Source organism: Mycobacterium marseillense (genome assembly GCF_010731675.1).
GTDB lineage: Bacteria > Actinomycetota > Actinomycetes > Mycobacteriales > Mycobacteriaceae > Mycobacterium > Mycobacterium marseillense.
The window spans coordinates 4,207,807-4,226,868 of the sequence record NZ_AP022584.1 but is presented as its reverse complement, the minus strand read 5'-3'; the positions used below and the strand labels follow the sequence as shown (position 1 = coordinate 4,226,868).

The 19,062-nt window shown below is 68.7% G+C and carries 19 protein-coding genes, 1 tRNA gene and 1 other RNA gene; 11 read left to right on the top strand and 10 right to left on the bottom strand.

The window, feature by feature from the left end:
- Positions 1–73: 73 nt before the first annotated feature.
- Positions 74–403 (top strand): DUF732 domain-containing protein, encoded by a 330-nt coding sequence (locus tag G6N26_RS19530; protein WP_082991293.1) that lies wholly within the window; start codon positions 74–76, stop codon positions 401–403.
- Between the two features lie 45 nt (positions 404–448).
- On the opposite strand, the gene G6N26_RS19525 is transcribed toward G6N26_RS19530, so the two are convergent.
- From G6N26_RS19525 to G6N26_RS19515, 3 genes are read right to left on the bottom strand one after another with little or no spacing between them, the layout of a single operon-like run.
- Positions 449–1,606: a DUF4185 domain-containing protein gene (locus G6N26_RS19525; RefSeq protein WP_179960234.1), complete on the bottom strand. Its 1,158-nt coding sequence runs from the start codon at positions 1,604–1,606 to the stop codon at positions 449–451.
- Between the two features lie 7 nt (positions 1,607–1,613).
- Positions 1,614–2,648 carry an aspartate-semialdehyde dehydrogenase gene (locus G6N26_RS19520; protein WP_067166493.1) on the bottom strand — a complete coding sequence of 345 codons (1,035 nt, stop codon included), beginning with the start codon at positions 2,646–2,648 and terminating at the stop codon, positions 1,614–1,616.
- Positions 2,649–3,914, bottom strand: a complete 1,266-nt coding sequence (locus G6N26_RS19515; protein ID WP_067166496.1) for an aspartate kinase — start codon at positions 3,912–3,914, stop codon at positions 2,649–2,651.
- 291 nt (positions 3,915–4,205) lie between these two features.
- Between G6N26_RS19515 and leuA the strand changes: the two genes are divergently transcribed.
- On the top strand, positions 4,206–6,005 hold the full coding sequence (gene leuA / locus G6N26_RS19510) for a 2-isopropylmalate synthase (RefSeq protein WP_083016568.1): 1,800 nt from the start codon (positions 4,206–4,208) through the stop codon (positions 6,003–6,005).
- A gap of 16 nt (positions 6,006–6,021) precedes the next feature.
- Here leuA and G6N26_RS19505 read toward each other — a convergent pair whose 3' ends face one another.
- On the bottom strand, positions 6,022–7,014 hold the full coding sequence (locus G6N26_RS19505; RefSeq protein ID WP_083016572.1) for a DEDDh family exonuclease: 993 nt from the start codon (positions 7,012–7,014) through the stop codon (positions 6,022–6,024).
- A gap of 9 nt (positions 7,015–7,023) precedes the next feature.
- On the opposite strand from G6N26_RS19505, the gene G6N26_RS19500 reads away from it, so the two are divergent.
- From G6N26_RS19500 to G6N26_RS19485, 4 genes are read left to right on the top strand one after another with little or no spacing between them, the layout of a single operon-like run.
- Positions 7,024–7,164: a hypothetical protein gene (locus tag G6N26_RS19500; protein ID WP_163648843.1), complete on the top strand. Its 141-nt coding sequence runs from the start codon at positions 7,024–7,026 to the stop codon at positions 7,162–7,164.
- 9 nt (positions 7,165–7,173) lie between these two features.
- Entirely contained in the window at positions 7,174–8,403 is a 1,230-nt protein-coding gene (locus tag G6N26_RS19495; RefSeq protein WP_067173153.1) for a Mur ligase family protein, read from the top strand.
- Positions 8,404–8,407: 4 nt separating this feature from the next.
- Positions 8,408–9,103 (top strand): type 1 glutamine amidotransferase, encoded by a 696-nt coding sequence (locus tag G6N26_RS19490; protein WP_179960382.1) that lies wholly within the window; start codon positions 8,408–8,410, stop codon positions 9,101–9,103.
- Positions 9,104–9,114: 11 nt separating this feature from the next.
- Positions 9,115–9,537, top strand: coding sequence for a hypothetical protein (locus G6N26_RS19485; protein ID WP_083016579.1), 423 nt, complete (start codon positions 9,115–9,117; stop codon positions 9,535–9,537).
- 6 nt (positions 9,538–9,543) lie between these two features.
- Here the strand turns inward: G6N26_RS19485 and recR are convergent, their stop codons facing one another.
- Positions 9,544–10,155, bottom strand: coding sequence for a recombination mediator RecR (gene recR, locus G6N26_RS19480; protein ID WP_067173162.1), 612 nt, complete (start codon positions 10,153–10,155; stop codon positions 9,544–9,546).
- A gap of 13 nt (positions 10,156–10,168) precedes the next feature.
- Entirely contained in the window at positions 10,169–10,513 is a 345-nt protein-coding gene (locus G6N26_RS19475; RefSeq protein ID WP_082991490.1) for a YbaB/EbfC family nucleoid-associated protein, read from the bottom strand.
- A 98-nt stretch (positions 10,514–10,611) separates the two neighbouring features.
- Between G6N26_RS19475 and G6N26_RS19470 the strand changes: the two genes are divergently transcribed.
- On the top strand, positions 10,612–11,373 hold the full coding sequence (locus G6N26_RS19470; protein WP_194164289.1) for an Rv3717 family N-acetylmuramoyl-L-alanine amidase: 762 nt from the start codon (positions 10,612–10,614) through the stop codon (positions 11,371–11,373).
- A 5-nt stretch (positions 11,374–11,378) separates the two neighbouring features.
- Here G6N26_RS19470 and G6N26_RS19465 read toward each other — a convergent pair whose 3' ends face one another.
- Positions 11,379–11,816, bottom strand: coding sequence for an SRPBCC family protein (locus G6N26_RS19465; protein ID WP_083016582.1), 438 nt, complete (start codon positions 11,814–11,816; stop codon positions 11,379–11,381).
- Positions 11,817–11,897: 81 nt separating this feature from the next.
- Here G6N26_RS19465 and G6N26_RS19460 point away from each other — a divergent pair, with 81 nt between their 5' ends.
- Positions 11,898–13,289, top strand: coding sequence for an FAD-binding oxidoreductase (locus G6N26_RS19460; protein ID WP_179960233.1), 1,392 nt, complete (start codon positions 11,898–11,900; stop codon positions 13,287–13,289).
- Positions 13,286–14,596, top strand: coding sequence for a class I SAM-dependent methyltransferase (locus tag G6N26_RS19455; RefSeq protein ID WP_194164290.1), 1,311 nt, complete (start codon positions 13,286–13,288; stop codon positions 14,594–14,596). Before G6N26_RS19460 ends, G6N26_RS19455 begins: the two co-directional genes overlap by 4 nt.
- Before the next feature lie 13 nt (positions 14,597–14,609).
- Here the strand turns inward: G6N26_RS19455 and G6N26_RS19450 are convergent, their stop codons facing one another.
- The 3 genes from G6N26_RS19450 to ffs form a co-directional block, all read right to left on the bottom strand.
- Complete coding sequence (locus tag G6N26_RS19450) at positions 14,610–16,469, bottom strand: DNA polymerase III subunits gamma/tau (RefSeq protein WP_083016588.1); 1,860 nt, start codon at positions 16,467–16,469, stop codon at positions 14,610–14,612.
- Positions 16,470–16,578: 109 nt separating this feature from the next.
- Positions 16,579–17,862, bottom strand: a complete 1,284-nt coding sequence (locus G6N26_RS19445) for an aminotransferase class I/II-fold pyridoxal phosphate-dependent enzyme (RefSeq protein ID WP_163648942.1) — start codon at positions 17,860–17,862, stop codon at positions 16,579–16,581.
- Positions 17,863–17,929: 67 nt separating this feature from the next.
- Positions 17,930–18,026, bottom strand: an RNA gene (gene ffs, locus G6N26_RS19440) — signal recognition particle sRNA small type.
- Positions 18,027–18,090: 64 nt separating this feature from the next.
- Here ffs and G6N26_RS19435 point away from each other — a divergent pair.
- Together G6N26_RS19435 and G6N26_RS19430 are read left to right on the top strand one after the other, a co-directional pair.
- Positions 18,091–18,179 (top strand) — tRNA-Ser (locus tag G6N26_RS19435).
- Positions 18,180–18,269: 90 nt separating this feature from the next.
- Positions 18,270–19,058 (top strand): hypothetical protein, encoded by a 789-nt coding sequence (locus G6N26_RS19430; RefSeq protein ID WP_083016596.1) that lies wholly within the window; start codon positions 18,270–18,272, stop codon positions 19,056–19,058.
- The last annotated feature ends 4 nt before the right edge of the window (positions 19,059–19,062 follow it).

Here is a 19,062-nt window from a genome sequence, read left to right as displayed (position 1 = left end):
ATCGCATAAGCTCCCCTCAACCAATCGCGGTGTCGTCAAACACCAAAGGCATTGAACAGCGAGGTTGGGAAGCATGTTATTTCGCAATGTTTTCATCGCCGGAGCCGCTGTGGCAGCCGCGGCAATCGCAGGGACCGGATTCGCGGCACCTGCCCGCGCCGACGAGACCGCCTATCTCAATGACCTGCACAACGCAGGGATCGTTGATGCGAGCGGCGACTCGGCACTGCTGCAGGTGGGTTGGGATTTGTGTAGGCAGCTCTCTGACGGCGCTTCGCTCGAGCAGCTCAGGGCGCAGGTCCTTTACAACTCAGACACCGGCCAGGGCTCCGAAGGGGTCGGCCCCGCACAGGCTAACGATGTCGTCAACTATGCGATCGTCGATTTGTGCCCTAGTGCCTAGCCAAGAAGACTGCCGACGATCCGCCGTTAAACGCCGAAAAGTCGCCTACTCGGGCTTGAACGGATTGACCGCGAACTGGATGACCCGGTACGGGGCGGCCACCCGCGCGCGAGTGTCCCACTGGCTCACGAAGATTCGCATCTCATCGAGCGTGGAACCGGGTGAGATGTAGCCGCCATACGGTTGGGCGAGCCGGTTGTCGTAGGGCGGCGGCAGGCTTTCCGCGGGCTCCGGCCACTCGTCGTGCTGCACGACGGTGGTGACCGGCGCGTCGCCCAGCGCCGTCGGGTCGTCGGCCACGCGGACCTCCATGTTGCCCGTGACGGCATTGAAATAGGACAACACGGCCTTGCCGTCGATCTGCCTGATGCACATCTCGCCCACCGCGTCCGGCCACAGCGGTGTCGGCGGCTTGCCCCAGCCGCCGTGCGGGCCGGCCGCCCAGCCCTGCCAGCGGGACCGGTCGGTGAACGTCTGCGGTGTCGCGCGATACAGGACCACCGGGTCCCGGCGGGTGAAGCTGTCGGCCACGATGTACACCCACCCGGTCGGCGATTCCGGAGTCGGGATCGGGTCGTAATACCCGCTGATCTGCGTCTGTGAGCCGCCTTGATACGAGGCGGGCCGCTGGGAATCCGGGATCGTTTGCCAGCCCGCACGCGCCGGTTCGGCGGTCACCAGCCGGGAGCTCTGCGGCTCCAGGTCCTTCGTCGTCGTCACCATCAGGTAGTTGCGCCGGTTGATCTGCACCACTCCGGCCGGCAGCTGGGAGGCGTCGGGCGGGGCGGGATCGGCCAGCAACGGGTGGCTGATCCCGGTGACGCCGGTGTAGCGCACCCCGGCCGGGTCGTCGACCGACGTGGTGTCCACGTGCAGCGCGACGGGCGCATACCAGCCGCCGAACCCGACGCCCTGGCCGGCGAAGCTGTCACCGCAGACCTGCAGCAATTCGGTGGGGAATTCGACGAATTCACACAGGTCGGTCGCGCCGATGCCGTAATCCCCTGTGGGAGTGCCGGTTCCGGCGGTGGGTCCGATCCGCATCACCTGACCGGGCGCCAACGGCTGCAGGATCGGCTCCGGGGCGGGAGCGGGGGGATCGGCGCGCGCGACACTCCAAAACCATTGCGGCACAACCAAACACACCGCCGACGCGGCGAACAGGGAGCACCGCATGACCAGGCGAGTGTGGGCGGTGCTCACCCGCTGATCACCGCTGGGCGGCCAGCAGCTCGGCGATCTGGATCGTGTTCAGCGCCGCGCCCTTGCGCAAATTGTCTCCCGAGACGAACAGGGCCAGACCCCGGCCGTCGGGCACCCCCGGGTCCTGCCGGATCCGCCCGACGAGCGATTCGTCGACGCCGGCGGCCGCCAACGGGGTCGGCACGGCGACCACCTTGACGCCGGGCGCGCCGTCGAGCAACTCGCGGGCACGCTGCGGGGACAGCGGCCGCGCGAACTCGGCATTGATCGACAGCGAGTGCCCGGTGAAGACCGGCACCCGCACGCAGGTGCCGCTGACCGCCAGGTCGGGGATGCCGAGGATCTTGCGGCTCTCGTGGCGCAGCTTCTGGTCCTCGTCGGTCTCGCCCGAGCCGTCGTCCACCAGCGATCCGGCCAGCGGCACGACGTTGAAGGCGATGGGCGCCACGTAGGTCTTGGGCGCCGGGAACGGCACCGCACTGCCGTCCTGCACCAGCTGCTCGGCGCCGTCGATCACGGCGCGCGCCTGCGTGGACAGCTCCTCCACCCCGGCGATCCCGCTGCCCGATACCGCCTGATAGCTGGACACCACCAGGCGTTGCAGCCCGGCCTCGTCGTGCAGGACCTTGAGCACCGGCATGGCGGCCATGGTCGTGCAGTTCGGGTTGGCGATGATGCCTTTCGGCCGGTTGGCGGCGTCGCTCGCGAAGTTCACCTCGGAGACCACCAGCGGCACGTCGGGGTCCTTGCGCCAGGCCGACGAGTTGTCGATCACGGTCACCCCGGCGGCGGCGAATCGCGGCGCCTGCACCAGCGACATCGTCTTGCCGGCGGAGAACAAGGCGATGTCCAGCCCCGCGGGGTCGGCCGTCGCGGCGTCTTCGACCTCGATCTCCTGGCCGCGGAATTCCAGCTTGCGGCCCTGCGAGCGGGCCGACGCGAAGAACCGCACCGACGTGGCGGGGAAGTCCCGCTCGTCGAGCAACTTGCGCATCACCTGGCCGACCTGGCCGGTGGCGCCCACAACACCGATGGCGACCATTTATCTACCCGTCCCCGCATACACCGTCGCCGACTCCTCGCCGCCGAGCCCGAACGCCTCGTGCAACGCCACGACGGCCTTATCTAGTTCGGTGTCGCGGCACAGCACCGAGATGCGGATCTCGGAGGTGGAGATCAGCTCGATGTTGACGCCCACCTCGGCCAGGGACTCACAGAAGGTGGCGGTGACCCCGGGGTGGCTGCGCATACCCGCCCCGATCAGCGACACCTTGCCGACGTGGTCGTCGTAGAGCAGCTGGCTGAACCCGATCTCGTCCTTGAGCGCGTCGAGCTTGGCCACCGCGGTGGGCCCACTGTCGCGCGAGCAGGTGAAGGTGATGTCGGTCTTGCCGTCCTCGACCTTCGAGACGTTCTGCAACACCATGTCGATGTTCACGTCGGCATCGGCGAGCGCCCGGAAGACGCGGGCGGCATATCCGGGAATGTCGGGGATGCCGACGACGGTGACCTTGGCCTCGCTGCGGTCGTGCGCGACTCCGGTCAGGATGGGGTCTTCCATGGCTATGTCCTTGATCGATCCGACGACGACGGTGCCTGGGTTTTCCGAATACGAGGATCGGACGTGCACCGGAATGTTGTAGCGGCGCGCGTATTCCACGCAGCGCAGCATCAAAACCTTGGCGCCGCAAGCCGCCATCTCGAGCATTTCTTCGAAGGTGACCGTGTCCAGCTTGCGGGCGTTGTGCACGATCCTCGGGTCGGCGCTGAAGATGCCGTCGACGTCGGTGTAGATCTCGCAGACGTCGGCGCGCAGCGCCGCGGCCAGGGCCACCGCGGTGGTGTCCGAACCGCCGCGGCCCAGGGTGGTGACGTCCCGGGTGTCCTGGCTGACGCCCTGGAATCCGGCCACCAGCACGACGCGTCCCTCGTCGAGCGCGGTCTGCAGCCGGCCCGGGGTGACGTCGATGATCTTGGCGTTGCCGTGCGTGCCGGTGGTGATCACGCCGGCCTGCGAACCGGTGAACGAGCGCGCCTGCGCACCCAACGATTCGATGGCCATCGCGACCAGGGCGTTGGAGATGCGCTCACCGGCGGTCAGCAGCATGTCGAGTTCGCGCGGCGGCGGGGCCGGACACACCTGCTGGGCCAGATCCATCAGGTCGTCGGTGGTGTCGCCCATGGCGGAGACGACGACGACGACGTCGTTGCCCTGCTTCTTGGTAGCGACGATGCGCTCGGCCACGCGCCGGATCCGATCGGCGTTCGCCACTGAGGATCCGCCGTACTTCTGCACGACGAGCGCCACGTTTTTCCCTGCCTCTCCGGCCCTGGGCACTTCATTTCGGGTATAAGTCCACAACAGAATACGTGCCACCGCATGGTGATTTACGTCGCGATACCCGCTGCCCCGGCGCGCGGATGCGCCGCGGTCCCGGCGGCATTTTTACCGTGGCGCCAAAAGCGGTAAAGTGCAGGACGTGCAGCGGGTGCTCCTCCTCGGACGCCGCGACGGGGTCTGATCCAGACCGGCTTCCCGTCGCGGGTGTTCGCGATGCGCCGGTCTGAGGTTCCTTCTGATATCCCCGGAGCAATTACCGTGACTTCCAATCCCGACGCATTCAGCTCGACACGCAGCATCGTCAAACCGGCGGGCCCGCCGAGACCCGGCCAGCCCGCGTGGAACCCCCAGCGCGGCTCGTCGATGCCGGTCAACCGGTACCGGCCCTTCGCCGACGAGGTCGAAGCCATCCGGCTCGCCGACCGCAGTTGGCCCGATCGGGTCATCACCAGCGCGCCGCTGTGGTGCGCGGTGGATCTGCGCGATGGCAACCAGGCGCTGATCGACCCCATGAGCCCCACCCGCAAGCGCCGCATGTTCGATCTGCTGGTCCGCATGGGTTACAAGGAGATCGAGGTCGGCTTCCCGTCGGCCAGCCAAACCGATTTCGACTTCGTCCGCGAGATCATCACCGACGGCGCCATCCCCGACGACGTCACCATCCAGGTGCTGACCCAGTGCCGGCCGGAGCTGATCGAGCGCACGTTCGAGGCGTGCCACGGCGCGCCGCAGGCCATCGTGCACTTCTACAACTCGACGTCAATCCTGCAGCGCCGCGTCGTGTTTCGCGCCGAGCAGGCCGCGGTGCAGGCCATCGCGACCGAAGGTGCCCGCAAGTGCGTCGAAGAGGCCGCCAAGCACCCCGGCACGCGCTGGCGGTTCGAATATTCGCCCGAGTCCTACACCGGAACCGAGCTGGAGTACGCCAAGCAGGTGTGCGACGCCGTCGGCGAGATCATCGGGCCCACACCGGAAAACCCGATCATCTTCAACCTGCCCGCCACCGTCGAGATGGCCACCCCCAACGTCTACGCCGACTCCATCGAGTGGATGAGCCGCAACCTGGCCAACCGGGAATCGGTCATCCTGAGCCTTCATCCGCACAACGACCGCGGAACCGCCGTTGCGGCAGCGGAATTGGGCTACCAGGCGGGCGCCGACCGCATCGAGGGCTGCCTGTTCGGCAACGGCGAACGCACCGGCAACGTCTGCCTGGTGACGCTGGGGCTGAACCTGTTCTCGCGCGGCGTGGACCCGCAGATCGACTTCTCCAACATCGACGAGATCCGCCGCACGGTCGAGTACTGCAACCAGCTGCCGGTCCACGAGCGTCACCCCTACGGCGGCGATCTGGTCTACACCGCGTTCTCCGGCAGCCACCAGGACGCCATCAACAAGGGCCTGGACCAGATGAAGGTCGACGCGGATGCGGCGGACACCGACGTCGAGGACATGCTCTGGCAGGTGCCGTACCTGCCGATCGACCCCAAGGACGTCGGGCGCACCTACGAGGCGGTGATCCGGGTCAACTCGCAGTCCGGCAAGGGCGGCGTCGCCTACATCATGAAGGCCGATCACGGGCTGGCCCTGCCGCGGCGGCTGCAGATCGAGTTCTCCCAGGTCGTGCAGAAGATCAGTGAAGGGGAAGGCGGCGAGGTCAGCCCCAAGGAGATGTGGGACGCGTTCTCCGAGGAGTATCTGGCCCCGGTATGGCCGCTGGAGCGGGTGAAGCAGCGCGTCGACGCTTCCGAGGAGGACAGCGGCGTCACCAGCATCGCCGCGACGGTCAAGCTCAACGGGGCGGAGACCGAGATCAGTGGTGCCGGCAACGGCCCGCTGGCCGCGTTCGTCCACGCGCTGGGCGACGTCGGCTTCGACGTGGCCGTCCTGGATTACTCCGAGCACGCGATGAGTTCGGGTGACGACGCGCAGGCGGCGGCCTACGTGGAGGCGTCGGTCAACGGCCGCACGGTGTGGGGTGTCGGCATTGCGCCGTCCATCACCACGGCGTCGCTGCGGGCGGTGGTGTCGGCGGTCAACCGCGCCGCTCGCGCCTGATCAGACTCGCGCCTGATCAGAAGAGTGCGAGCTGCGGGTCCGAGTCGGTGGTGTCGGTGAAATCGTCCATGCTGGTGCCGCCGATGACGGCGCCGACGCGGTCGATGAACGTCGCGTCGGAGATCACCGGCACCCCCAATTTGCGGGCCAGATAACCTTTGCCCTGCTCGGGGGCGGGGTCGTTGCAGACGACCAGCGACGTCTCCCGATCGACGGCGTCGCTGTAGGCCAGCCCGGCGTGCAGGATCCGCTCGACGAGTTCCTCGTGGGTGCGGCCGACCTCGGCGGCCAGGGCGACCCGCATGCCCTGGACGAGTGGCCGGCCGCCCACGTAGGGGCCCGGGTTGAGGTACGGGCAGGGCATCCGGGAGGCCAGCACCTTCAACGGCCGCAGCTCGTCGTGGGTGACCCGGCCGTTCGGCCAGCGGCGCCGGGTCACCGGATGCACCGGCAGCCAGATGTCGCCGTCGCGGGCGAGCTTGAGCGCCGAGGCCAGCACGCCGGTCAGCACCATCGCGTCGTCGAAGGCGTCGTGAGGTCGCTCCTGGGTCACGCTCCAATGCGCCGCCAGCGTTTCCAGCCGCAGGTTGTCGACGCCGAGGTCCAAGCGCCGGGCCAGCTCGACCGTGCACATCACCGAGTCGACGGGAAGTTCGATGTCGGCGAGTTCGGCCTCGGCGGCCAGGAAGGCGTAGTCGAACGCCACGTTGTGGGCCACCAGCGTGCGGCCGCGCAACACGTCGATCACGTCTGCGGCGACGTCGGCGAACTGCGGTTGGTCTTCCAGCATGGCGGCGGTCAGGCCGTGCACGTGGGTGGGCCCCGGATCGACGCCCGGGTTGAGCAGACTCACCACCGACCGCTCGACCTCGCCGTCGGCGTCCAGACCGAGCACCGCGAGGCTGATGATCCGTGCCTGACCTGGGCGAAAGCCCGAGGTTTCGACGTCGATCACGGCCCACCCCGCGTCCGGTTCGCTGGCAGGCCGACCCCAGCACACCGCGCTCATGCACTGAGGATGGCACGGCCGACCGACATCGCCGGTGTCACGCGGCGCCGTGTCGGCCCGGAAATCGATGCGGGCGACCCGCTGCGCCCGGCGGCAAGCGCCGCGCTGCCGATCGCCCGGGAATCGATGCGGGTGACCCGCTGCCCTTAAACTTCCCGGGTGCTTACCACCCGCGCCCGTCTGGCCCTCGCCGCGGGAGCGAGCGCGCGTTGGGCGTCGCGGGTGACGGGTCGCGGCGCCGGGGCGATGATCGGCGGCCTGATCGCGATGACGCTGGACCGCTCGGTTCTCAGCCAACTCGCCACCGGGCGGCGCACCGTCGTGGTCACCGGCACCAACGGCAAGTCCACCACCACCCGGATGACGTCGGCCGCGCTGGAAACGCTGGGCCCGGTCGCCACCAACGCCGAGGGCGCCAACATGGACGCCGGCCTGGTGGCCGCGCTGGCCGCCAACCGGCATGCGTCCCTGGCGGCGCTGGAAGTCGACGAAATGCACGTCCCGCACGTTTCCGACGCCGTCGAGCCCGGCGTCGTCGTGCTACTCAACCTGTCGCGCGACCAGCTGGACCGGGTCGGCGAGATCAACGTCATCGAGCGGACCCTGCGCGCGGGGCTGGCCCGACACCCGAACGCGGTCGTGGTGGCCAACTGCGACGACGTGCTGATGACGTCGGCGGCCTACGACAGCCCCAATGTGGTGTGGGTGGCCGCCGGGGGTTCGTGGTCGAACGACTCGGTGAGCTGCCCGCGCAGCGGCGAGGTCATCGTCCGCGAGCACGGGCACTGGTTCTCCACCGGCGCCGACTTCAAGCGGCCCAGCCCGCAGTGGTGGTTCGACGATCACGCCCTGCACGGCCCCGACGGGTTGTCCCTGCCGATGCGGTTGACGCTGCCGGGCGCGGTGAATCGGGGCAACGCCGCTCAGGCGGTGGCCGCCGCGGTCGCGTTGGGCGCCGATCCCACGGCGGCGGTCGCGGCCGTCTCGGCGGTCGACGAGGTCGCCGGGCGCTACCGGATCGTCCGCGTCGGCGACCACGAGGTGCGGATGCTGCTGGCCAAGAATCCGGCGGGCTGGCAGGAGGCGCTGTCGATGGTCGACAAGCGCGCCGCCGGGGTCGTCATCTCCGTCAACGGCCAGGTGCCCGACGGGGAGGACCTGTCCTGGTTGTGGGACGTGCGGTTCGAGCACTTCGAGCAAACGGAAGTCGTGGCCGCCGGCGAGCGCGGCACCGACCTCGCGGTGCGCCTCGGTTACGCGGGCGTCGAGCACAGCCTGGTGCACGACACCGTCGCCGCGATCGCGTCATGCCCGCCCGGGCGGGTGGAGGTCGTCGCCAACTACACCGCCTTCCTTCAGTTGCAGCGAGCGTTGGCGCGCCATGGCTGACTCGGTGGTGCGGATCGGGCTGGTGCTGCCCGACGTGATGGGCACCTACGGAGACGGCGGCAACGCGCTCGTGCTGCGGCAGCGGCTACTGCTGCGCGGCATCCCCGCCGAGATCGTCGAGATCACCCTGGCCGACCCGGTGCCCGAGTCGTTGGACCTCTACACGCTGGGTGGGGCCGAGGACTACGCGCAGCGGCTGGCCACCCGGCACCTGATCAAGCACCCGGGCCTGCAGCGTGCCGCCGAACGGGGCGCGCCGGTCCTGGCGATCTGCGCGGCCGTGCAGGTGCTCGGGCACTGGTACGAAACCTCGGCCGGGGAACGCGTCGACGGCGTCGGCATGCTGGACGCGACGACGTCACCGCAAGAGGCGCGCACCATCGGGGAGCTGGCGACCAAGCCCCTGCTGGCCGGTCTGACCGAGCGCCTCACCGGGTTCGAGAACCACCGCGGCGGCACCGTGCTGGGCCCGTCGGCGGCGCCGCTGGGCGCAGTGGTCAAGGGCGCCGGCAACCGGACCGGAGACGGATTCGACGGCGTCGTGCAGGGCAGCGTGATCGCGACCTACATGCACGGGCCCTGCCTGGCCCGCAACCCGCAGCTGGCCGACCTACTGCTGACCACGGTCGTCGGTGAGCTGTCCCCGCTGCCGATGCCGGAAGTGGACCTGCTGCGCCGCGAGCGGCTGGCGGCGCGATGAGGCTTGCCGAGATGACGACGATCCGCCAAAGCCTGGCCGCCGGTGCCGCACTGGTCACCGCGTTCATCGCGTCGTCGACACCGGCGCACGCCAACCCCGAAGTGCTCAACGGCCGGTACAACGTGCTCTACGCGGACAACGACAAACCGACCACCTGGCTTTTCGTCCCGTGCGGATCGGACTGCATCCTGGCGACCTCCCAAGACGGCGGGACGTTCGTCATCAGCTGGGAATTCCACCTCGCCAATGGACGATGGACGCACAGCGGCACGGCCCCGGCCCCGTGCCCGAACGGCGCATCGGCTCCGGTGACCGTCAACTACAGCTTCGACGCCGTGACGCTTGCCGGCGAAGGCCAGCAGACGACGACCGACGCGTGCGGTGGAGAGGCGGGGAAGACCTTCACCAGGTCGTTCCAATTGAGCAAGACCTGACGAACGTCAGACCATGGCCCGGCGGCCGGCCAGCGCGCGGCCGAGCGTCAGCTCGTCGGCGAACTCCAGGTCCCCGCCCATCGGCAGCCCGGAGGCGATCCGCGTCACGGTCAGGCCGGGGATGTCGCGCAACATCCGGACCAGGTAGGTGGCCGTCGCCTCGCCCTCGGTGTTCGGGTCGGTGGCGATGATCACCTCGGTGATGTCGACGTCGTCGACCCGCTCCCCGATCCGGCTCAGCAGCTCGCGGATCCGCAGCTGCTCGGGCCCCACCCCGGACAGCGGATCGAGCGCGCCGCCCAGCACGTGATAGCGGCCGCGGAATTCGCGCGTGCGCTCGACGGCCTGCACGTCCTTCGGTTCCTCGACGACGCACACCTGCGAGCCGTCCCGCCGGGGATCGGCGCAGATCCGGCACCGCTCGTTGTCGGAGACGTTGCCGCACACCGCACAGAACCGCACGCCGTCACGCACCTTGGCCAGCACCGCGGTCAACCGGTCGATGTCCGGCGGTTCAACGGACAACAGGTGAAACGCGATGCGCTGGGCGCTCTTGGGCCCGATGCCCGGCAGCTTGCCCAGCTCGTCGATCAAATCCTGGACGGGTCCTTCGAACATGTCGGAGCGGGGTCTAAATCCCCGGCGCCGGCGCGGGCGGTTGCCCCGGTGGCGCCCCGAACCCACCGGCCAGCGACCCGAGCCGCTCCTGCGCCATCCGGGTGACCTGCTTGGACGCGTCGGCCATGGCGCCGACGATCAAGTCCTGCAACGTCTCGACGTCCGACGGGTCGACGACGGAGGGATCGATTTTCACGGCGACCACCTCGCCGCTGCCCTTGACGACGACGCTGACCAAACCCCCGCCGGCTTGACCATGCACCTCGGCGTTCGCCAGTTGCTGCTGGGCTTCCATGAGCTTTTGCTGCATCTGCTGCGCCTGGGCCAGCAGCGCCGACATATCGCCTCCGGGTTGCATGACAGTCCCCTCGCATCTTGGTCTCGACTTGATTTCGCTCGTGAGTCTCCGGCGATTCGGAACACCCAGCGTAAACCGCGCGCCGTTACCTTTGCGCCGTGGACCTACGACTGAGCAGACGTGTCGGGATCAAAGTGGCGGTTGGGGTGCTCGTTGCCGCTTCGACGGCGATCACCCCCGCGGCGTGGGGCGTTCCCTCCAACATCGCCGGCATGGTGGTTTTCATCGATCCGGGCCACAACGGCTCCAACGACGCGTCCATCAACCGGCAGGTGCCGACCGGCCGCGGCGGCACCAAGGACTGCCAGGCCAGCGGGACGGCATCCACCGCCGGCTATCAGGAGCACACCTTCACCTGGGACACCGCGCTGCGGGTGCGCGCCGAGTTGACCGCGCTGGGAGTCCGGACCGCCCTGGCGCGCGCCAACGACACCGGGCTGGGACCGTGCGTCGATGAGCGCGCCAGCATGGCCAACGCGCTGCACCCCAACGCGATCCTGTCCATCCACGCCGACGGCGGCCCGCCGTCCGGCCGCGGGTTCCACGTCAACTATTCGGCGCCCCCGCTCAACCAGGCGCAGGCCGGGCCCTCGGTGCAGTACGCCCGCATCATGCGCGACCAGATGCAGGCGTCGGGCATCCCGCCGGCCAACTACATCGGGCAGAACGGGCTGTACGGGCGCTCCGACCTGGCCGGGTTGAACCTCGCGCAGTACCCGTCGGTTCTGGTCGAGTGCGGCAACATGAAGAATCCGGCGGACTCGGCGCTGATGCAGTCCGCGGAGGGCCGGCAGAAATACGCCGACGCGATGGTCCGCGGCGTCGCGGGTTTCCTGGCCTCGCAGGGCCAGGCGCGCTGAAGCGCTTAGCTTTCGAGTTCCTTCTTCAGGTTGTCCAGCACCTCGCCCTGAATCCTCTTCAGGCCCAAGGGCGCAAAGGTCTTTTCGAAGAAGCCCTTGACGCCGCCCGCGCCGGTCCACGTGGTCTTCACGGTGACGCTGGAGCCGGGCCCGGCGGGCGCCACGGTCCAGTTGATCACCATGGTCGAGTTCGCGTCCTTCTCGATGACGGTGTGCCCTGCCACGTCCACGTTGACCTGCACGTCGCGGACGCGTGATTTGGTGGCCTGCAGCCTCCACTTGGCGACCGTGCCCGCCCCCTGCCCGCCCTGCAGCACCTGGTAGTCGCTGTACTGCGGCGAGAGAATTTTCGGACGCACCGTCTGATAGTCCGCGACGGCGGCCAGGGTTGCCGCAGGCTCGGCGTTGATCAAGATGGTGCTGTCGGCGCTCACCTGTCCCAAGGCGACCCCTCCTCGTGATGAATTCCCCGGTGCGGCCGCTCGCGACGGATGCACCGGCCGTTGTCGAAGACTAGGGTATATGTGGTGCCTGTCCTTGGATCTGCACTCTCGCCCCACAAGTCGGGCGTTGACCGGCTGCTGGCAAGCTATCGATCCATCCCCGCGACGTCCGCGGTCCGGCTGGCCAAGCCGACGTCAAACCTGTTCCGCGCCCGCACCAAACGCGACGCGCCCGGCCTGGACACCTCCGGACTCACCGGCGTGCTGAGCGTGGACCCCGAAACCCGCACCGCGGACGTCGCCGGCATGTGCACCTACGCGGACCTGGTCGCCGCGACGTTGCCGTACGGCCTTTCGCCGCTGGTCGTCCCGCAGCTGAAGACCATCACCCTCGGCGGGGCGGTCAGCGGCCTGGGGATCGAGTCGTCGTCGTTCCGCAACGGGTTGCCACATGAATCGGTGTTGGAGATGGATATCCTCACCGGCGCTGGCGATTTGCTCACCACCTCACGCACCCAGCACCCGGATCTGTTCCGTGCCTTCCCGAATTCCTATGGGACACTAGGGTATTCGACGCGGTTGCGAATCGAGCTGGAATCCGTCGCACCGTTTGTGGCGCTGCGTCACATCCGCTTCCGCTCGCTGCCCGCCCTGATCGCGGCGGTCGAGCGCATCATCGACACCGGCGGACAGGGCGGAACCCCGGTCGACTATCTCGACGGGGTGGTGTTCAGCGCCGACGAAAGCTACCTGTGCGTGGGCCGACGGACCACCACCCCCGGCCCGGTCAGCGACTACACGGGCAAGGACATCTACTACCAGTCCATCCGGCACGACGCAGCGGGCCCCGAAGCCACCAAGGATGACCGGCTGACCATGCACGACTACTTCTGGCGCTGGGACACCGATTGGTTCTGGTGCTCGCGCGCGTTCGGCGCGCAGAACCCGCGGCTGCGACGCTGGTGGCCGCGCCGCTATCGGCGCAGCAGCGTCTACTCCAAACTGATCGCCATGGACCAGCGCTTCGGGTTGTCCGACCGCATCGAAGCGCGTAACGGCCGGCCCCCGCGCGAACGGGTGGTGCAGGACGTCGAGGTTCCGGTCGAACGGACCTGCGACTTCCTGGAGTGGTTCCTGGACAACGTGCCCATCACACCAATCTGGTTGTGCCCGTTACGCCTTCGCGATCGCCACGGTTGGCCGCTGTACCCGATGCGACCGGATCACACGTACGTCAACGTCGGCTTCTGGTCGTCGGTGCCGGGGGGCGCGACCGAAGGCGCCACCAACCGGATGATCGAAGCCAAGGTGAGCGAACTCGACGGGCACAAATCCCTGTACTCCGATTCCTTCTACTCCCGCGAGGACTTCGACGAGTTGTACGGCGGCGAGGCCTACAACACCGTCAAGAAAACCTACGACCCCGATTCTCGTTTACTCGACCTCTACGCAAAGGCGGTACAACGGCGATGACGACTACCAGGGAACCCCACCGCACGGCGCACGGGAAACTCAGCATGGCCGAGATCCTGGAGGTCTTCGCCGCCACCGGTCGACATCCGCTGAAGTTCACCGCCTACGACGGCAGCACCGCCGGCAGCGAGGACGCCGAACTGGGCCTGGACCTGCGCAGCCCCCGCGGCGCCACGTACCTGGCCACCGCTCCCGGCGAGCTCGGTCTCGCCCGGGCCTATGTGTCGGGCGACCTGCAGGCCTACGGCGTTCATCCCGGCGACCCGTACCAACTGCTCAAGACGCTGACCGATCGGGTGGAATTCAAGCGGCCGCCGGCGCGGGTGCTGGCCAACGTCGTGCGCTCGCTGGGCGTCGAGCGGCTGTTGCCGGTCGCACCGCCTCCGCAGGAGGCGCTGCCCCGGTGGCGCCGCATCGCCGACGGGCTGATGCACACCAAGACCCGCGACGCCGAGGCCATCCACCACCACTACGACGTGTCCAACACCTTCTACGAATTGGTGCTCGGGCCGTCGATGACCTACACCTGCGCGGTGTATCCCGATGCCGACGCGACGCTGGAAGAGGCGCAGGAGAACAAGTACCGGCTGATCTTCGAGAAGCTGCGGCTGAAGGCGGGCGACCGGCTGCTCGATGTCGGATGCGGCTGGGGCGGCATGGTGCGTTACGCCGCGCGGCGCGGCGTCCGGGTCATCGGCGCCACCCTGTCGGCCGAGCAGGCGAAGTGGGCGCAGCAGGCGATCGCCGAGGAAGGCCTGGCGGACCTGGCCGAGGTGCGCCACAGCGACTATCGGGACGTGGGCGAGGCCGCGTTCGACGCCGTGTCCTCGATCGGGCTGACCGAGCACATCGGCGTCAAGAATTATCCCGCCTATTTCGGGTTCTTGAAGTCGAAGCTGCGCACCGGCGGCCTGCTGCTCAACCACTGCATCACCCGCCACGACAACACCTCGACGTCGTTCGCCGGCGGATTCACCGATCGCTATGTCTTCCCGGACGGGGAGCTGACCGGCTCGGGCCGCATCACCAGCGATGTCCAGGACTGCGGCTTCGAGGTGTTGCACGCGGAGAACTTCCGCCACCACTACGCGATGACGCTGCGGGACTGGTGCCGGAACTTGGTTGAGAACTGGGACGCCGCGGTCAGCGAGGTCGGCTTGCCGACCGCGAAGGTATGGGGCCTGTACATGGCGGCGTCACGGGTTGCGTTCGAGCAGAACAACCTTCAGCTGCATCACGTGCTGGCGGCCAAGACCGACGCGCGGGGCGACGACGACCTGCCGCTACGGCCGTGGTGGACGGCCTGACGGCTCCGAGCCACTAGCCGTTGTCGATGCGGCGGGCGCCCAGCTCGGTCTGGAGCAGTTCGAGCGCAACCTCTTCCGGATCGCGGCGCGGGCCGGGCGGCTCGTCGCGGACCGCCTCGGCAAGCATGTGTTCTTCTTCGGCCCGCCGGGCCGAATCCGGTTCGGGTGCAGGCTCTTCCGGCTTGGGGGTCAGCGGGTTGGCCGCCACAGGCGCCGGGGCGCCGGCCTCACAACGCACCCGCCAGTTGACTCCCAGCGCGTCTTTGAGCGCTTCGGCGATGACGTCGGCGTTGCGCTGTTCGCACAGCCGTTTGGCCAGCGGCGCCGATTCGTGGCTCAGCACCAACGTGTTGCCCTCGATCGCCCGGACGGTGGCGCCGGCCAGCATCACCTCGGTGGTGCGGCTGCGCTGACGGACCTTGTCGCGCACGGTCGACCACATGCTCCGCACCGCGGCGGCATTGAGTTCCCCAGGCGCAGAGGGTGATTCGGCCGCGGGGGCGGGCTCTGGAGCGGGTGGCGGGACCGGAGCGGTGGCCGGCTCGGGTGTCGGTGCAGGCTCGGGCTTGGGCTCGGCCTTCGGCTCAGGCTTGGGCTCGGCCTTCGGCTCGGGTTTGGCGGCCGCCGCGGACGGTCGGGTGAAGCGGACCGGCTGTTCGACGGGCTCGGCCGGCGCACTGCGGGGAGCCCCGGCCGCGGTGTCGGAGCCGGGAATGGACATGTCCAGCCGGGTCTCGATCCGCTCGACGCGTTGCAGCAGTGCGGCTTCGGTGTCGCTGGCCGAGGGCAACAGCAGTCGCGCGCACACGACCTCGAGCAGCAGCCGCGGCGCCGTCGCGCCCCGCATCTCCCCCAGCCCCGCCTGCACCACCTCGGCGTAGCGGGTCAGCGTCGCCGTCCCAAGCCGGGTCGACTGGTCGCGCATCCGCTCCAGCACGTCCTCCGGACCGTCCACCACGCCGCGGGCGGCCGCGTCCGGGACGGCCTGCAACAGGATCAAATCGCGGAACCGCTCCAGCAGATCAGTGGCGAAACGGCGAGGGTCGTGGCCCGCATCGATCACCGACTCCACCGCGCCGAACAGCGCCGCGGCATCCGCGGCGGCCAGCGCGTCCACGGCGTCGTCGATCAACGCCATGTCGGTGGCCCCCAGCAGGCCCAGCGCGCGCTGATAGGTCACGTGGGCGCCCTCGGCGCCGGCCACCAGTTGGTCCAGCACCGACAGGGTGTCGCGCGGCGAGCCGCCGCCGGCACGGATCACCAGCGGATACACCGCGTCGTCGACGACGACGCCCTCCTGCTCGCAGATCCGCCCGATCAACGCCCGCATGGTCTTCGGCGGCAACAGGCGGAAGGGGTAGTGATGGGTGCGCGACCGGATCGTCGGCAGCACCTTCTCCGGCTCGGTGGTGGCGAAGATGAAGATGAGGTGTTCGGGCGGTTCCTCCACGATCTTGAGCAGCGCGTTGAACCCCGCGGTAGTCACCATGTGCGCCTCGTCGACGATGAACACCCGGTAGCGCGACTGCGCCGGCGCGTAGAAGGCCCGGTCCCGCAGCTCACGGGTGTCGTCCACGCCGCCGTGGCTGGCGGCGTCGAGTTCGACCACATCGATGCTGCCGGGCGCGTTGGGTGCCAGCGCCAGACACGAGTCGCAGACCCCGCAGGGGGTGGCCGTCGGCCCCTGGGCGCAGTTCAGCGACCGGGCCAGGATGCGCGCCGAGGAGGTCTTGCCGCAGCCGCGCGGACCCGAGAACAGGTACGCGTGGTTGATGCGGCCGGCTTCCAGCGCGATCGACAGCGGCTCGGTGACGTGCTCCTGCCCCACCACTTCGGCGAAGGTTGCCGGACGGTACTTGCGGTAGAGGGCCACGGTCAGCAGGCTACCGGCGCGCGGTGACGAGAACCCGCCCGGCGTCGAGTGTGAACACAGGGCGGGATTTCGGCGATTTTCCCACCCTCAGCGCGCGCCCGGCGTGGACTCACACCGGGTCGCGGACCAGCAGCGACTCCGAGGCCGCCAGCAGCGCGCAGGTGGCCAGGCCGTCGACCGCGTCGCGCAGATCCGGCAGCGACGGGAAGGTCGGCGCGATCCGGATGTTCGTGTCGTTGGGATCTTTGCGGTACGGGAACGACGCGCCCGCCTCGGTCACCGCGATCCCGGCGTCCTTGGCCAGCGCGACGGTCCGCTTGGCCGTACCGGGCAGGACGTCGAGGCTGATGAAGTAGCCGCCCTTGGGGTCGGTCCACGAGGCGATCTTGGAATCGCTGAGCCGCTGATCCAGGATCTCGGCCGCCAGCGCGAACTTCGGCGCCAGGATCTGCTGGTGCCGCAGCATGTGCAGGCGCACCCCGTCGGCGTCGCGGAAGAAGCGCAGGTGCCGCAGCTGGTTGATCTTGTCCGGTCCGATCGACTTCTTCCCCGCGTATTGCAGATACCAGGCGATGTTGCCCAGCGATCCGCCCAAGAAGCTCACGCCGGCGCCGGCAAAGGTGATCTTGGAGGTCGACGCGAACACGTATGGGCGGTTGGGGTTTCCGGCCGCGGCCGCCAGGCCGAGGATGTCGACCTGCCGGATGAAGTCGTGCGTCAGGGTGTGCACCGCGTACGCGTTGTCCCAGAACAACCGGAAGTCGGGCGCGGCGGTGCGCATCTGGACGAGCCGCAGCACCGTGTCCCAGGAGTAGGTGACCCCGGTCGGGTTGCCGAACACCGGCACGGTCCACATGCCCTTGATGGCGGGGTCCGCCGCGACGAGTTCCTCGATCAGGTCGACGTCGGGTCCGTCGGCCAGCATCGGGACACCGATCATCTCGATGCCCATCGTCTCGGTGATGGCGAAGTGCCGGTCGTAGCCGGGAACGGGGCATACGAACTTGACGGCGGCCTCGTCCTTCCAGGGCCGCTGCGAATCCACGCCGCCGTACAGCATCGAGAAGGCGACCAGGTCGTGCATCAGTTCCAGGCTGGAGTTGTTTCCCGCGATCAGGTTCTGCACCGGGATGCCGAGCAGCTCACCGAAGATGGCTCGCAGCTCCGGCAGGCCGTGCAGGCCGCCGTAGTTGCGGGTGTCGGTGCCGTCGCCGTCGCGGTAGTCGTCGCCGGGCAGGCTCAACAGGGGATTGGACAGGTCGAGCTGGGCGGGTGCCGGTTTGCCGCGGGTCAGATCCAGGGCCAGCTTTTTAGCCTGCAAATCCGCGTAATCCTGCTGGTGGCGAGCGTGTGCAGCGGCAAGCTCGGCGGGGCCGAGGGACTCCAGCGACACCATGGACCCTTTCGCTGTGGAACGCGGTGACTTCGGGGTTGTTGCAGTGGACGAGCCTCGGCCCCCGACATGGGGGACCCCGCGCACCCGACAGAGCCCATTGACCCTTGCTGCCTTCCGGCCCTGGGGGAGTTCACAGGATAGACGCCGCGCGGGGTCCACCGAGAGTCTAATACCTTCCGCGGAGCAACCGGCGGTGGCCGTCTGGCCCTCGGTTACCATTGCCACGGAGGATTCGCCTAGTGGCCTATGGCGCTCGCCTGGAACGCGGGTTGGGTTAACAGCCCTCGCGGGTTCAAATCCCGCATCCTCCGCCATCGGTCCGCCCAGCGGGCACGCACAAAGCGGCGTGGTGTCGAGTCGGTCGCCCTTAGGCCGGCTCGAGCCAACCCAGCATGAGGAGGCTTATGGGGCGCAAGGTCGCCATCCCGTGGCACGCGTCATTCGCGATCGCCGCCGGCTTCCTCTACTTCTTTTTCGTGTTGCCCCGTTGGCCTGAGCTGATGGGCGACACCGCGCATTCGTTGGGGACGGCGCTGCGCATCGTGACGGGTGCGCTCGTCGCGCTCGCGGCGTTGCCGGTGGTGTTCACGTTGCTGCGCACCCGCAAGCCGGAGCTGGGCACCCCGCAGCTGGCGCTGTCCATCCGGGTCATCTCGATCGTGGCCCACGTGCTGGCCGGTGTGCTGATCATCGGGACGGCGATCAGCGAGATCTGGCTGAGCCTGGACGTGGCCGGGCGGTGGTTGTTCGGGATTTACGGGGCGGCCGCCGCGATCGCCTTGCTCGGTTTCTTTGCCTTCTATCTCTCCTTTGTCGCCGAGTTGCCACCGCCTCCGCCCAAACCGATCAAGGCGAAGAAGCCCAAGGAAACCAAGAAGAGGGGCCTGCGCCGCAAGAAGGGCGAGGAGGCCGACGCCGAAGCGGCCACCGACGAGACGGCCACCGACGAGACGGCCGAGGCCGAGGCCGAGGCAAGCGAGCCGGACGAGACGGACGCCGCCGAAGAAGCCGTGGACGAACCCGCCGAGACCGAGGCGGCCCCGGTAGCAGACACCGCCGCCGCGACCGCGGAGAGCGAAGAGCCGCGGGCCAAGTTGCAGAACCGCCGCCCGACGGGCAAGGGGTCGCACCGGATGCGGCGCCGGAGCACGACGGCCGGCACCGCCGTCGACGACACCGTCAGCGAGGACTAGCGGC

Coding starts and splice junctions, on each gene's coding strand:
- G6N26_RS19530 (WP_082991293.1), top strand. CDS start 74: ATGTTATTTCGCAATGTTTTCATCGCCGGAGCCGCTGTGGCAGCCGCG.
- G6N26_RS19520 (WP_067166493.1), bottom strand. CDS start 2,648: ATGGTCGCCATCGGTGTTGTGGGCGCCACCGGCCAGGTCGGCCAGGTG.
- G6N26_RS19505 (WP_083016572.1), bottom strand. CDS start 7,014: ATGAGCGCGGTGTGCTGGGGTCGGCCTGCCAGCGAACCGGACGCGGGG.
- G6N26_RS19500 (WP_163648843.1), top strand. CDS start 7,024: ATGGCACGGCCGACCGACATCGCCGGTGTCACGCGGCGCCGTGTCGGC.
- G6N26_RS19485 (WP_083016579.1), top strand. CDS start 9,115: ATGACGACGATCCGCCAAAGCCTGGCCGCCGGTGCCGCACTGGTCACC.
- recR (WP_067173162.1), bottom strand. CDS start 10,155: ATGTTCGAAGGACCCGTCCAGGATTTGATCGACGAGCTGGGCAAGCTG.
- G6N26_RS19475 (WP_082991490.1), bottom strand. CDS start 10,513: ATGCAACCCGGAGGCGATATGTCGGCGCTGCTGGCCCAGGCGCAGCAG.
- G6N26_RS19455 (WP_194164290.1), top strand. CDS start 13,286: ATGACGACTACCAGGGAACCCCACCGCACGGCGCACGGGAAACTCAGC.
- G6N26_RS19430 (WP_083016596.1), top strand. CDS start 18,270: ATGGGGCGCAAGGTCGCCATCCCGTGGCACGCGTCATTCGCGATCGCC.